The following is a 12785-nucleotide window of genomic DNA, read 5'->3' on the forward strand; positions in this document are numbered from 1 at the left end:
GACAGTTATATTCTGGACGGATCGTAAGGAGGTGGCTGTGCCTTCGTCAACGGTCAAATCGCCGCCGACCGGCCGCGTCATGGATGTCCTTGCCGCACTGGCAGATTCGCCCGATGGGCGCACCTCGGCGGGACTGGCGAAGTGTTGCGGCATCAGCACGTCGACGTGTGCGCTGGTGCTGGCCGAATTGGAGCGGCGCAGCTGGGTGGCCCGCCGCGACGACCGCCGCTACGTGCTGGGTAGCGGCCTGTTCGGCCTGGTCCACGGACTGCGCACACAATTCCCCCTGCTGGACCGCGGCCGCGACGCGCTCACATTTCTGCACCAAACCCTGGGCGCCGGCTGCTCGATGTCGAAGATCGGCGAGCGGCATCTGACCACCGTGGACACGGTGGGCCACGGCACCGACGGCGAACACGCTGTCGGCCAACGCTTTCCAATCGACCCGCCGTTCGGCCTGGTGGCGATGGCATGGCGCGACGACGACGCCGTCGACGCGTGGCTAAAGCGGGTCATGCCGCGGCTGACCCCGACCGATATCGCGGCGCATCGACGGGTGCTCGCCGACATCCGCCGGCGCGGCTACGGCGCCTGGCGGTTCGACGACGCCCACGCCTCGCTGCACGATCGGCTGACCAAGGTGCTGGCATCGCTGGAACCGACCGCCCAAGTGACCCGTCAGCTCAGCACACTGATGACGATGGTCACGCTGCACTCCGTGACCGACACGCTCGAAACCGAATTGGCCTCAACGGAATTCGTCGTCTTGCCGATCTTCGGCAGCGACGGCCAGCCGGCGTACCAGATCGAAATCCACCTGAGCCGGCCGGAAAAGCTGACGCTCGCCCAACTCGACAAGGCGCTCAAGCATGCGCAAACGCTGCTGTTAGCGTGACCGGCCATGGGACGCGTAGACGGAAAAGTTGCACTGATCAGCGGTGGCGCCCGCGGTATGGGCGCCGCACATGCGAGGGCATTGATCGCCGAAGGGGCCAAGGTGGTTCTCGGCGACATCCTTGACGACGACGGCAACGCGCTGGCTGAAGAACTCGGGAATGCGGCCCGCTTCGTGCATCTCGACGTCACCCAGCCCGATCAGTGGAAGGCCGCCGTGCAGAGCGCGGTCACCCAGTTCGGCACGCTGAACGTGCTGGTCAACAATGCCGGCATCGTCAACGGCAACACGCTGCAGAATTTCCCGCTCGCCGACTGGCAGCAGATCATCGACATCAACCTCACCGGCACGTTTCTGGGCATGCAGGCCGCGGTCGAACCGATGATCGCCGCCGGCGGCGGTTCGATCATCAACATCTCCTCGGTCGAAGGTCTGCGCGGCAGCCCCGGGCTCTACGGCTACGTCGCATCGAAGTTCGGGGTGCGGGGCCTGGCCAAGGCCGCGGCGCTGGAGCTGGCGCCGCACAACATCCGAGTCAACTCCATCCATCCGGGCATGATCCGCACCCCGATGACGGCGGGCATTCCGGAGGACTTCTTGCAGATCCCGCTGGGCCGGGCCGCGGAAGCCGGCGAGGTGTCGGCTTGCGTCGTCTACCTGGCTTCCGACGAGTCGTCGTACTCCACCGGAGGAGAGTTCGTCGTGGACGGCGGGCTGACGGTGGGCGTGCCGCACAAGAGTGCATAGGCACACATACCGGCAGGTCACATCACTAGCGACGGCCCGTTTTGTAACGCGTTACCGCAGGGTGGTTAAGATCGCGAGGCATGAAGACCAAGGGCGCTCTGCTGTGGGAGCTGAACTCGCCGTTCCGCGTCGACGAGATCGAGGTGGGCGATCCCGTCCAGGACGAAGTCCAAATCCAGGTGCATGCCGCCGGCATGTGCCACTCCGACTACCACCTGACCACCGGGGCCACCCCGATCGGGCTGCCGGCGCTGGGCGGCCACGAGGGCGCCGGCGTCGTGACCAAGGTCGGTAAGGGCGTCACCGGACTGCAAGAGGGCGACCACGTCATCCTGGCGTTCATCCCGGCCTGCGGGCAGTGCCCGCCGTGTCTGAAGGGCTTCCGCTCGCTGTGTGACCGGGGTGCCGTGCTGCTCGGCGGCAAGGCGATCGCCGACGGAACCAGCCGAGTGCGCGCCGGCTCGCACGACGTCTCGCCGATGAACCTGCTCGGCACGTTCGCGCCCTACATGACCGTGCACAAGGATTCCGTCGTCAAGATCGACCCCGACGTCCCGTTCGAGTCGGCGGCCATCATGGGCTGCGCGGTGCCTACCGGCTTCGGCTCGGCCACCAACGTCGCTGAGGTCCAGCCCGGCGACACCGTGGCGATCGTCGGCGTGGGCGGCATCGGGATGAGCGCGCTGCAGGGCGCGGTGCTCTCCGGCGCCAAGCACGTCATCGCAATCGACCCGGTGGACTTCAAGCGTGAGCAGGCCGTCAAATTCGGCGCCACCCACGTCTACCCGTCGACGGCGGAGGCCATCGCGCCGATGATCGACCTGACCTACGGGCTGATGGCCGACAAGACCATCATCGCGGTCGGCGAGATGCGCGGGGAGATGATCGAAGAGGCGATGGCGCTGACTGCCAAGACCGGCACCTGCGTGGTCACCGGCATGGGCGCGATGACCGACGTCGACGTCAAGCTCAACCTGTTCTTGTTCACCATGTTGCAGAAGACGTTGAAGGGCAACATCTTCGGCGGCGGCAGCTCACACGTGGAGACACCGCGGCTGGTGGGCCTGTACAAGTCCGGTCTGCTCAAGGTCGACGAGATGGTGACCAACACCTACCGGCTCGAAGACATCAACGACGGCTACCAGGACATGCTCGACGGCAAGAACATCCGCGGCGTCATAAAATACACAGACGCCGACTGGTAGCTACTCTGGAGTCATGGGTGCTCTCGTCGACGTCCGGCGTGCACAAGACCGGGCCGTCACCACGACGTCGTGGCTGAAGTCCAGGCACTCGTTCTCGTTCGGCGATCACTACGACCCAGACAACACGCATCACGGTGTGCTGTTGGTCAACAACGACGACATCGTCGCGCCCGCTTCGGGTTTTGACACCCATCCGCACCGCGACATGGAGATCGTGACGTGGGTGCTGGACGGGTCGCTGGCGCACCGTGATTCGGCCGGCAACAGCGGCGCAATCTATCCCGGTCTGGCTCAACGGATGTCGGCCGGCAGCGGCATCATGCACTCCGAAAAGAACGACTCCGCCACGGAGCCAGTGCATTTCGTACAGATGTGGGTGGCGCCCGACGAGACCGGGATCACCCCGGGCTACCAGCAGCACGAGATCGGCGACATGCGTGGGCTCGTGCCGATCGCGTCAGGGCGGCCCGGACAGGACGCCGCAATCACGATCCACAACGGCTCCGCCGCGCTGTACGCCGCCCGGCTCGAGCCGGGTGCGGCCGTGGAATTACCGGCGGCGCCCTATCTGCACCTCTTCACGGCGCGAGGCCGGGTCGACGTCGAGGGCATAGGCGATCTGACCGAGGGAGACGCTGTGCGGTTCACCGATTCGGACGGCCAACGCGTCACCGCGACTGCGCCATCCGAGATCCTTGTCTGGGAGATGCACACGGCACTCGGCAGGTAGACCACCGCTACCGCTGGATCTGGCCCCGCCGTCCGGTCAGCCCCAGGTAGATCGCGATCAGGACGACGGCGACGATGATGCCCACCAGGAACGGGATCACCGCCCAGCCGCCGTTCGCGTTCTTGTAGCCCACGCTGTACGTCAGCCACGACCCGAGAAATGAACCGAGCGCGCCCAGCACGATCGTCATGATGATGCCGATGTTCTGCTTGCCCGGCATCACCAGTCGGGCAAGCGCCCCGACGATCAGCCCGACGATCAGGGCGCTGAAAATGGTTCCGATCATTGTTTCTCCTGTGTTCGGGAGGCGCCCGCCGGCGCCGTCAATCCTCAGAGTGCCCGCTTAACCGCCGCGCCTAACTTTTTCGCGGTTAGGGTGAGCGCGACGAAGAGGAGCCGGTATGTCTGATACACAACCGCGGCACGCAGCGCCCGACCCCAAGGCCGGCGTCAGAGCCACCCGCACCGTGCGCTTCTGGGTGGTTCCGATTGTCATCACGGTGGCGGTGTTGTCGGCGCTCGCCGCTTTCTACCTCGGCGGCATCTTGAATCCGACGACCAACCTGCGGCATTTTCCGATCGCGGTGGTCAACGAGGATGCGGGGCCGACAGGCGACCAGCTCGTCAACGGTCTGACGTCCGGCTTGGACAAGGACAAGTTCGACGTCCGCGTGCTCTCCCGCCAAGACGCCATGCGTCAGTTGGACACGGCACAGGTGTACGGGGCGGTGGTCATCCCGCCCACCTTTTCGTCGAAGCTGCAGGACTTCGCCCGCAGCGCAGTGGCTTTGGGACCCGTCGATCGGCCGGCCGTCCACGTCATGACGAATCCACGGGCTGGCACGTTGGGGTCCAGCATCGCCGGCCAGACGCTGTCGCAGGCGATGACGGTGGCGAATCACCGTCTGGGCGAACGGCTTTCCCAAGAGGTGGCGGCGCAAACCCAGGGAGCACCGATGGCCGGCGCCGTGACGGCGATGCTGGGCAGCCCCATCGATATCAAGACTGAGGTCTACAAACCCTTGCCCGACGGCACCGGTAACGGCCTGTCCGCGTTCTACTACGCGCTGTTGCTCTTGTTGGCCGGCTTCACCGGCAGCATTGTGGTCAGCACCCTGGTGGACTCGATGCTTGGCTACGTGCCGGCAGAATTCGGCCCGGTCTACCGGTTCGCCGAGCAGGTGAGAATCTCGAGATTTCGCACGCTGCTGATCAAGTGGGCGTTGATGGGGGTGTTGGCGCTGTTGACGTCGGCGGTCTACATGGCGATAGCCAGTGGGCTCGGCATGCCCATCGACCGTAGTTGGCCGCTGTGGCTCTACGGGGTGTTCGCCATTGCCGCGGTGGGTGTCACGTCGACGTCGCTGATCGCGGTGCTGGGCACGTTGGGTCTGCTGGTCAGCATGTTCGTCTTTGTAATTCTCGGATTGCCTTCTGCGGGCGCCACGGTTCCCTTGGAGGCGACGCCGCCGCTGTTCGGCTGGCTGGCCAAATTCGAGCCGATGCACCAGGTCTATTTGGGGGCGCGCGCCTTGCTCTATCTCGATGGGCGGGCCGATGCCGGGCTGTCACACGCGCTGGTGTTGACGGCTATAGGGCTGGTGATCGGGCTGCTGCTCGGTGGCATTGTCACGCGCATCTACGACCGGCGGGGCTATCACCGGATCCCGGCGGCGTCCGCAGCGGAAACTGTAATCGCAAGTAGCTGAACGTAATTCCGCCGCAGCCAAAGCGTCACCCGACCGTTATGTAAGTTGACTGTGTTACTGGCGTGGCTAATGTTGTGCTTGTTGTACTGACTTCCGCGCCGAAAGGTCACCCGTGTCGACTCTGGCTGTCGTCTTCCGGCGCGTGACAGCCTGCTGCGCCGTGCTGGCGTCATGTGTCGCGCTGACGACCGGCATCGGACAGCCGGTTGCGCGCGCCGCCGAGGCTCGCGAGCTGCTAGCTAATGCGATTGCCAACACCCGCGGTTCCTACCTGGTCTACAACTTCGGCGCCGGCCATCCCGCGCCGATGCTCAACGCGGGCGGCAGTTGGTACGACGGGACGAGCGGCGGCCATCTGATGATCATCAAGGCTGCCTCGCAACGACTTTCCCCGCATCTGTTGGTGGACAGCCACCGTGGATACCAGGCCCGGTGTGAACGAAACCCGGGGGCCCGCACGAGCGACGGACTCCTGCAGGCGTCGGAAACCTATGCCCCGGTGCAGGCGTGGCAGGTACTGGGCCAGCCGACCATCGCCATCAACGCCAACTTCTTCGACGTGCGTGGGCAGAAGGGCGGATCGTGGCGGTCGACGGGCTGCAGTTCACCGCTGGGTGCCTATGTCGACAACACCCGAGGGCAGGGCCGCGCCAACCAGGCGATCACCGGCACCATCCCCTACGCCGGCAAGCAGGGCCTCTCCGGTGGGAACGAAAACTGGAGCGCGTTGGCCACGATGATCCTGCCGACTCGCGGCGCACCGTATGTGTTGTGGCCCAACGGAGGTCGTGACGGCAACGACTACAACGCTGCAACCCAAGTGGTCACAGGATTGGTGGACAAGGGTGAGCAGTTCGTCGCGGTGAGCGGGTTGGGGTTGTTGTCGCCCGGGAGCACCGGCCAGCTCAACGACGGCGGCCCCAGCGCCGCCCGGACCGCGCTCGCTTACTCGAAGACCCGCGACGAGATGTATGTGTTCCAGGGCGGCAGCTACACGCCGGACAACATTCAGGACCTGTTCCGCGGATTAGGCAGCGACACAGCCATTTTGCTCGACGGCGGCGGGTCGTCGGCGATTGTGCTTCGCCGCGACACCGGCGGCATGTGGGCCGGCGCCGGGGTGCCGAAGGGATCCTGCGACACCCGTCAGGTGCTCTGCGACTCCCACGAGCGGGCATTGCCAAGCTGGTTGGCGTTCAACTAGGCCGAACAGCTGACAAGTGCGACCGAGTGTGCGGTTTCATACGCGACACGCCGCTGCGGGCGTACGGAATCGCACACTCGACAAAAGGCAGCGGGCTAAATAATTGGAGTTGGCGGTCCGCCGTCTTCAGCCACGCCAAGCAGATCCACCTGCATCCATGCGACATCGTGCCAGCGGCCGTGCTTCCATCCGACGCGCCGGTACAGACCCGCCTGCTCGAACCCGAAAGATTGATGAAACGCGTTGCTGGCTTCGTTCGGCTGGGTGATTCCCGCGAAGGCGCGCCGATAGCCGCGCTCGGTGAGCCGCCCCAGAAGGTGCGTATAGAGTTTTCGGCCGCCGCCGAAGCGGTAATGGTGAGCCGCCACATAGATACTCGTCTCCACCGACCACTGGTATGCGGCGCGGGGGTTGAACGCGTGCGCGTAGGCGTAGCCGACGATCTGGTGATCCTGTTCGAGGACGAGCCATTCGTGGCTCTCCCGAGCCGCGGCGATGCGCGACGCCATCTGCTCGGTCGTCGGGACTTCGGTTTCGAACGTGATTGCCGTGTCCTCGACGTAGGGGCGGTAGATCGCGACGCAAGCCGCCGCATCCACTGACGACGCCGGCCGCACAGTGCTGGTTTCGGTCATACGCATAGCCTTACCCTCGGCGCCATCTACGTCCTCTTATTGAGGTGAGAATTGAGCCGTGGCATTCGAAGACTCGTCGACAGGCGCTGAAGAATAGCCCATAGCAGGTCAGCCGCTGTTGGTCACCAGGACAACCGATCGGTCAGGCGACGGGGGGGTCTCCACGGTCAAGTTTTTCAGCGATCCAGACCTTGATGAGTGACTGGCGAGTGACTCCGAGTCGGGTGGCTTCGCGGTCGAGTTCAGCGATCATCCATGCCGGGAAGTCGACGTTTACACGCCGCGGTTCCTCGCCGGGCCGCCGCGTCCGCGCCGTATCCAGAGTGGCGGCCATGTCCTCACCGGCATCGAACCGCTCGTCGAACTCTTTAGCCTTCATAGATCGCTGCCTCGCTTTCCCGGGAGCGGCGGACCGAGATGATCCGGACGTTTTCGCCGCGATAGGTCACCACTGCCGACCAGCATCGGCCGTCAATCTGACCGATCACCACCCACCTCGGCTCATCTGTCGTGCGTGCCGGAACCTCGATGCGGCGCGGATCCCGCCAAATGGACTGCGCCCGCAGTGAAGTCGATGTCGTGCTTGGCCAGGTTCGCCGCGCTCTTGGCCGGATCAAACTCGAACTCAGGCATGTATAGAAATCATACCATAATTACTCAACTATCTTCTTTGGGTGGGCGCCCTCAATGTCACGCTCCGGGCCGTCATTCATCACCCGCGGTTCTCGCAGTGCTCACTCAGAGGCATCGGCCGACGATTGGACGGCCGCCTGGATCTGCTCGGCGAGGATGTCGGCGTGACCGGCGTGCCGGGCGGCTTCGGCGATCATGCCCAGATAGATGAACCGCAGGCTCACGGTCCCGACCAGGTGGTGTTCGACAGTGTCGTCCAAGTCATGGTCGGCAGCCAATTCGTTAGACCGTCGACACGCCGCAACATATTCCTCGATCACCTCGGCGAGGGTTTCGTCGTCGGCGACGCTGAAGCTACCGTCGCCGCCCGTTGCGTGGCGGTCGCATTCGTCGATGCTCAACCCCGCCAGTGTTCGTTGGAACCAGATGCGTTCGGCCGCGGCGCAGTGCTTGATCAGTGAGATGGGCGTTGTCAACGAGGGGACCAGCTTCTCGCGGGCTTGGGTGTCGGAGAGGTGTTCGACGGCGCGCACAAGCTCCGTCCGGTTCAGTTCGAGGGTGTTCTCCAGCAGCTCGCGTTCGCTGCCTGCAAACGGGCGACCAGGGTCGAGTGCGGCGGTCATGCTGAACTCCTTTGTGTAGCTGGCAGTTTTGGATATTCGGTGATGGCACAGTTCGAAGTCTGTTGGCTCGGTCCACACGGCCGAAATCTCGCTGCGGCGAATGCCAAACGGGTGTACGGCGAATCAGGGCCGCCCCTCAACGCGTGAAGTACTCCTGCACCGCCGCAACGAATGTGTCGACATCCTCAGCGCTCACGTCGAGATGCGTCACGAACCGCGACGAGTACAGCATCTGCGTCAGAATCCCGCGCTCCTTGAGCCACGCCTCCAGAGGCGCGCACTCTGCCTCCGGGAACTCCGCGAAAACCATATTGGTGGCGTGCGATACCGCTTTCACTTCGTCGATCTGCGCCAACCCCTCGGCGAGGCGCGCGGCGTTCGCGTGATCCTCGGCTAGCCGCGCCACGTTGTGATCAAGCGCGTAAAGGCACGCGGCCGCAAGCACTCCCGACTGACGCATGCCACCGCCGAGCACCTTGCGCCAGCGGTGCGCCACCTCGATCAGCTTCTTGCTGCCCAGCAGCACCGAACCCACCGGCGCGCCAAGGCTTTTCGAAAAGCAGATCGAGACCGTATCGAAGCCCTCGGTCAGCGCCGCGAGAGGCTTGTTCGACGCGACCGCCGCATTGAACAGGCGTGCGCCGTCCAGGTGCGTCGTGAGCCCGCGGCTGTGCGCGCACTGCGTGGCTTCAGCGACGTAGTCCGCCGGCAGCACCTTGCCGCCGATAGTGTTTTCAAGGGCCAACAGGCGCGTCCGGGCGAAGTGATCGTCGACCGGCTTGATCACGGCCTCGACGCGCTCGAGCGGAATGGTGCCGTCTTCGGCGTTGTCCAACGGCTGGGGCTGGACGCTGGCGAGCACCGCCGCGCCGCCGCCTTCGTATCTGTACGAGTGCGCCGCCTGGCCGACGATGTATTCATCGCCGCGCCCGCAATGCGCCATCACCGCCGCCAGGTTGCTTTGCGTGCCGCTCGGAAAGAACAGCCCGGCCTCCTTGCCCGCCTCCTCGGCCAGACGCGCCTGTAGCCGCAATACGGTCGGGTCGTCACCCCAGACGTCGTCGCCGGTCTCGGCGCGGGCCATCGCCTCGAGCATGCCCGGGCTGGGACGGGTGACGGTGTCGCTGCGCAGGTCAATCATGCGAAGGAGTCCTCATAGACTCGGTACATGGCAACGTCCTCCAAGTCGGCTGTCACCAAAGTTACCGACTTCTTCTACGAGAAGATGCGGCACAAGGCCGCCTGGTCGGCAGCAGATGCCGAACCGACTTCTGGCTTCGCTTCGCTCGCGGGTCACAAATACGCCCTTCTGATCACCTACCGCAAGAACGGCCAAGGTGTTCCGTCACCGGTGTGGTTCGGCTGCGACGACGCAGATCGGGTGTATTTCGACACCGAGGAGGCGGCCGGCAAGGTCAAGCGCATCCGCAAGAATCCAGAGGTACGCCTCGCCGCATGCGACGTGCGTGGCAAGCCGCTCGGTCCTCCGGCAGTGGGCATCGCGCGCGTCCTTGACCCCACCGAAACGGACCACGCGGAGCGCACGATCGCCGCCAATTACGGTCTCGGACGCAAGCTTTACCACGGTGCGTCAAACAGGCTGCCCGTACCGACTGTCTACGTTGAAGTGCAGCCTAAGCCCTAGTCCTCGTCGCGATCTCGAGCCAGGGATTCAAACACGTCCGCAGTCGTGCGATCGGCGGGAAAGAGCAACTCGATCGCCAGTTCGGAGATCGTGACTTCGAACGGCATCTCGAAGGTGCCGAATATGCCAAAGAACGACCATTCGCCGCCGTCAGGCGCCCGCACTCTGACCGGACCGAGGTTCTGCGCGAAGTCGGATTTGCTTGCCGTATCGAGCTCCTCGTAGCGGCGTAGGTAGTTCTCAAACTCCTCAAGGAGTTGTGCGAGCTGCTCGTCGGCGGTGGCAGCGAGCTGGCGCTCAACGCGATCACGAAAGTAGGTCATGACCTCGCGGGCGTTGATGATCTGCGGAATCAGTTCCAGGCCGACGCGCAGGACGTTCACAGGCGGGTTTAGCAAGGCGGGATCAATGGTCGCGACGAGAGGTTGTATGGCCTCGTTCGCGGCCACCAGGTTCCAGTGGCGGTCGAAGACGACCGCCGGATAGGGCTCGTGACTTTTCAAAATCCGCTCCAGTGTCTCGCGGACCGGGGCGAGTTCGGGTGCGCCGAACGGGTGCTCGGGGAATGCGGGCGCGTGCCCAGCGGTCAGCAGCAGCCGGTTGCGCTCACGGAATGGAATATCGAGCCGTTCACCAATCCGAATCAGCATGTCTCGCCCGGGTTTTGAGCGGCCAGTCTCGACGAAACTGAGATGGCGCGCCGATACGCCCGCATCGAGCGCGAGCTCTAGCTGGGTTAGCCGCCGCCGCTGACGCCACTCCCGCAGCAGCGGCCCGACCTGAGAAGCGGAGCTGGTGGTCGCCATCCGCACTGACTGTAGCTGCACACGGTTCGTGACTCGATTACCTCGAGGTAATCGACAGTACGACCCCTGACCGGGACGATCCCTGGTAGGACCGTTAGGAGGACGAGATGACTACATTGCTACGACGGCTGGTCTGCGGCGCAGCTGGCGCCTCGATGATCGTCGCATTGTTCTTGCCGTGGGCCCAGGCTCAGGACGCCGATCGCGGTGGGTGGGACTTGTGGAAGCTAACTTTTCCGCTCTGCGTAGTCGTCGCCGTGTGTGCGTTGACCACCGCGATCACCGGCGGACAGTTCGGCCTGAACAGGCCGGATGTTTCGATTATCGGCGCGACCGACCTTCTTGGTGTAATCACCACAATAACGCTGGCGTGGCTGCTGTTTTACGACTTCCCTGCCCACGCCAGCCGTCAGCCAGCCCTCATCCTGGCGTTGATATCGGCAGCTGCCGCAGCCTTTGCAGCCGCTGACTACCGCCCGCTGCGGGGAGCACCGCTATTTCCGCAAATGGTCGATCAGGGCAGCGATTACAGGGAGCGTGTTAGAGGTCCTGCATGAGCCAGCGTCGGGAAAACGCGGTTGTCTGCGGTGCCAGTATGGGCGGGTTACTCGCCGCCCGAGTGTTGTCGGAATTCTATGGGTCCATCACGCTCGTGGAGCGTGATGTGTTGCCCAAGGCAGCGATTCAGCGACGAGGTGTATCACAGGGGCGCCATTTGCACGGATTGTCAAGCCGCGGTTATTTGGTGTTGGCCGAGTTGTTTCCGAAGCTGTTCGACGAGCTCATGGCTTCGGGCGCGAGCGTCGTCGACTTCGCCGATCCCTCGCTGATCTATGTGCGGGTCGGCGACCACCAGCTCAACCAGGCGGGAGAAATGTCGCAGCCTGAAGCATTGGTCACTTGTGTCGCTAGCCGGCCCCTGCTGGAAGCTCATGTGCGCCGGCGGGTGCGTGCGATCGAGAATGTAGCGTTTCTTGAGGATCACGATGTCATCGAGCCGGTCTTTGGACAACCCGACCGCGTCACCGCGGTGCGTGTAGTCAACCGCACGACCAACCAGGAGCGGGTACTGGGCGCTGACTTGGTGATTGACGCGACAGGTCCTTCGGCGCGCACGCCAACCTTCCTTGAAACACATGGCTACGCCCGTCCGCCCGAGCAAAAGTATGCCGTGAAGCTGAACTACTCGAGCCAATTCTTTCGTGTGCCGGATGGCACTCTGGCCGAGAAAATCGTTCTCGTCGCCCCGACAATCCAAAGATCCACCGGCGCGGGCCTCTTGGCATACGAAAACAGCACTGCAATCCTCACCCTGATTGGCGTGGCCGGACACAAGCTACCCACGGATCTACCGAACGTAATCGCGCTTGCGGCCGAACTGCTCCCCAGCCAGATCACCGCCGCGTTGCGCGCAGCCGAACCGCTTGGCGATGTCTCAGCACGGCACTATCCCGCGAGTGCGTGGCATCGATACGACAAGTTGAATCGATTCCCCAAGGGGCTTCTCGTCATTGGCGATGCAGTCTGCAGCTTCAACCCTATCTACGGTCAGGGCATGTCGTCGGCAGCGCTGCAAGCGCAAGCCCTGCGTGACTCTTTGGCCGACGGCGACACCGATGGCTTGAGTCGGCGCTATTTTCGCAGCGCAGCCAAGAGGCTTACGCCGATTTGGCAGGTCAACCGACTCAATGACTTCGCCGTCAGTCCTGTCGACGGTTGGCGTTCGATACCGCAACGGCTCCTCAACTGGCAGATCGACAAGCTGATGGCCGCGGTGGCCAACGATATGGTGCTGAACGAGGCGTTCTTTCGCTCGCTGCAGCTCCTTGACCCTCCCGGTGAGCTGCTGCGGCCCTCCAAATTGATTCGCGTCATAAAGGGAAAACGCCGAAGCAGCTCAACGACCGTCCCAAGCTCGTTGAGCTGATTCGGATAACTCGAGGGCAGTGAGGG

Annotated in this window: 17 protein-coding genes; 9 read left to right on the forward strand and 8 right to left on the reverse strand. The window is 63.9% G+C overall.

From position 1 onward, the window contains the following. The first annotated feature begins 79 nt into the window (after positions 1 to 79). The 4 genes from MFM001_RS01070 to MFM001_RS01085 all read left to right on the forward strand — a co-directional run bounded on the left by MFM001_RS01070 (position 80) and on the right by MFM001_RS01085 (position 3577). The gene (locus MFM001_RS01070) at positions 80 to 895 is read left to right on the forward strand and encodes a MarR family transcriptional regulator (RefSeq protein ID WP_116372694.1); all 816 of its coding nucleotides are present in this window, start codon (positions 80 to 82) and stop codon (positions 893 to 895) included. A gap of 6 nt (positions 896 to 901) precedes the next feature. Beyond that, the gene (locus MFM001_RS01075; RefSeq protein WP_116372696.1) at positions 902 to 1642 is read left to right on the forward strand and encodes a glucose 1-dehydrogenase; all 741 of its coding nucleotides are present in this window, start codon (positions 902 to 904) and stop codon (positions 1640 to 1642) included. Positions 1643 to 1722: 80 nt separating this feature from the next. Next, positions 1723 to 2847 (forward strand): NDMA-dependent alcohol dehydrogenase, encoded by a 1125-nt coding sequence (locus MFM001_RS01080; protein ID WP_116372698.1) that lies wholly within the window; start codon positions 1723 to 1725, stop codon positions 2845 to 2847. 13 nt (positions 2848 to 2860) lie between these two features. After that, positions 2861 to 3577 (forward strand): pirin-like bicupin family protein, encoded by a 717-nt coding sequence (locus MFM001_RS01085; RefSeq protein ID WP_116372700.1) that lies wholly within the window; start codon positions 2861 to 2863, stop codon positions 3575 to 3577. Positions 3578 to 3584: 7 nt separating this feature from the next. Here the strand turns inward: MFM001_RS01085 and MFM001_RS01090 are convergent, their stop codons facing one another. Beyond that, positions 3585 to 3863, reverse strand: a complete 279-nt coding sequence (locus MFM001_RS01090) for a GlsB/YeaQ/YmgE family stress response membrane protein (RefSeq protein WP_116372702.1) — start codon at positions 3861 to 3863, stop codon at positions 3585 to 3587. A 115-nt stretch (positions 3864 to 3978) separates the two neighbouring features. Here MFM001_RS01090 and MFM001_RS01095 point away from each other — a divergent pair, with 115 nt between their 5' ends. Continuing rightward, positions 3979 to 5286: a YhgE/Pip domain-containing protein gene (locus MFM001_RS01095; protein ID WP_116372704.1), complete on the forward strand. Its 1308-nt coding sequence runs from the start codon at positions 3979 to 3981 to the stop codon at positions 5284 to 5286. Between the two features lie 112 nt (positions 5287 to 5398). Then, positions 5399 to 6490 (forward strand): phosphodiester glycosidase family protein, encoded by a 1092-nt coding sequence (locus MFM001_RS01100; RefSeq protein WP_116372706.1) that lies wholly within the window; start codon positions 5399 to 5401, stop codon positions 6488 to 6490. A 95-nt stretch (positions 6491 to 6585) separates the two neighbouring features. Here the strand turns inward: MFM001_RS01100 and MFM001_RS01105 are convergent, their stop codons facing one another. The 6 genes from MFM001_RS01105 to ltaE all read right to left on the reverse strand — a co-directional run bounded on the left by MFM001_RS01105 (position 6586) and on the right by ltaE (position 9522). Continuing rightward, entirely contained in the window at positions 6586 to 7125 is a 540-nt protein-coding gene (locus MFM001_RS01105; protein ID WP_116372707.1) for a GNAT family N-acetyltransferase, read from the reverse strand. Positions 7126 to 7267: 142 nt separating this feature from the next. Then, on the reverse strand, positions 7268 to 7504 hold the full coding sequence (gene brnA / locus MFM001_RS01110; RefSeq protein ID WP_116372709.1) for a type II toxin-antitoxin system BrnA family antitoxin: 237 nt from the start codon (positions 7502 to 7504) through the stop codon (positions 7268 to 7270). Then, a complete protein-coding gene (locus MFM001_RS01115; RefSeq protein ID WP_238158878.1) occupies positions 7494 to 7676 on the reverse strand; it encodes a BrnT family toxin in 183 nt (60 codons plus the stop codon). Before MFM001_RS01115 ends, brnA begins: the two co-directional genes overlap by 11 nt. Continuing rightward, positions 7627 to 7758, reverse strand: a complete 132-nt coding sequence (locus tag MFM001_RS25065; protein WP_255421927.1) for a hypothetical protein — start codon at positions 7756 to 7758, stop codon at positions 7627 to 7629. Before MFM001_RS25065 ends, MFM001_RS01115 begins: the two co-directional genes overlap by 50 nt. Before the next feature lie 101 nt (positions 7759 to 7859). Then, the gene (locus MFM001_RS01120; protein WP_116373537.1) at positions 7860 to 8381 is read right to left on the reverse strand and encodes a DinB family protein; all 522 of its coding nucleotides are present in this window, start codon (positions 8379 to 8381) and stop codon (positions 7860 to 7862) included. Between the two features lie 136 nt (positions 8382 to 8517). Continuing rightward, entirely contained in the window at positions 8518 to 9522 is a 1005-nt protein-coding gene (ltaE, locus tag MFM001_RS01125) for a low-specificity L-threonine aldolase (RefSeq protein ID WP_116372711.1), read from the reverse strand. A gap of 27 nt (positions 9523 to 9549) precedes the next feature. Between ltaE and MFM001_RS01130 the strand changes: the two genes are divergently transcribed. Continuing rightward, positions 9550 to 10026, forward strand: a complete 477-nt coding sequence (locus tag MFM001_RS01130) for a PPOX class F420-dependent oxidoreductase (RefSeq protein ID WP_116372713.1) — start codon at positions 9550 to 9552, stop codon at positions 10024 to 10026. On the opposite strand, the gene MFM001_RS01135 is transcribed toward MFM001_RS01130, so the two are convergent. Next, on the reverse strand, positions 10023 to 10832 hold the full coding sequence (locus tag MFM001_RS01135) for a helix-turn-helix domain-containing protein (protein ID WP_116372715.1): 810 nt from the start codon (positions 10830 to 10832) through the stop codon (positions 10023 to 10025). The genes MFM001_RS01130 and MFM001_RS01135 overlap by 4 nt on opposite strands. Positions 10833 to 10987: 155 nt before the next feature. Between MFM001_RS01135 and MFM001_RS01140 the strand changes: the two genes are divergently transcribed. Both MFM001_RS01140 and MFM001_RS01145 read left to right on the forward strand, forming a co-directional pair. After that, a complete protein-coding gene (locus MFM001_RS01140) occupies positions 10988 to 11389 on the forward strand; it encodes a hypothetical protein (RefSeq protein WP_116372717.1) in 402 nt (133 codons plus the stop codon). Continuing rightward, entirely contained in the window at positions 11386 to 12759 is a 1374-nt protein-coding gene (locus tag MFM001_RS01145) for an NAD(P)/FAD-dependent oxidoreductase (RefSeq protein WP_116372719.1), read from the forward strand. Before MFM001_RS01140 ends, MFM001_RS01145 begins: the two co-directional genes overlap by 4 nt. The last annotated feature ends 26 nt before the right edge of the window (positions 12760 to 12785 follow it).

This window comes from Mycobacterium sp. MFM001, assembly GCF_003402475.1.
Taxonomy (GTDB): domain Bacteria; phylum Actinomycetota; class Actinomycetes; order Mycobacteriales; family Mycobacteriaceae; genus Mycobacterium.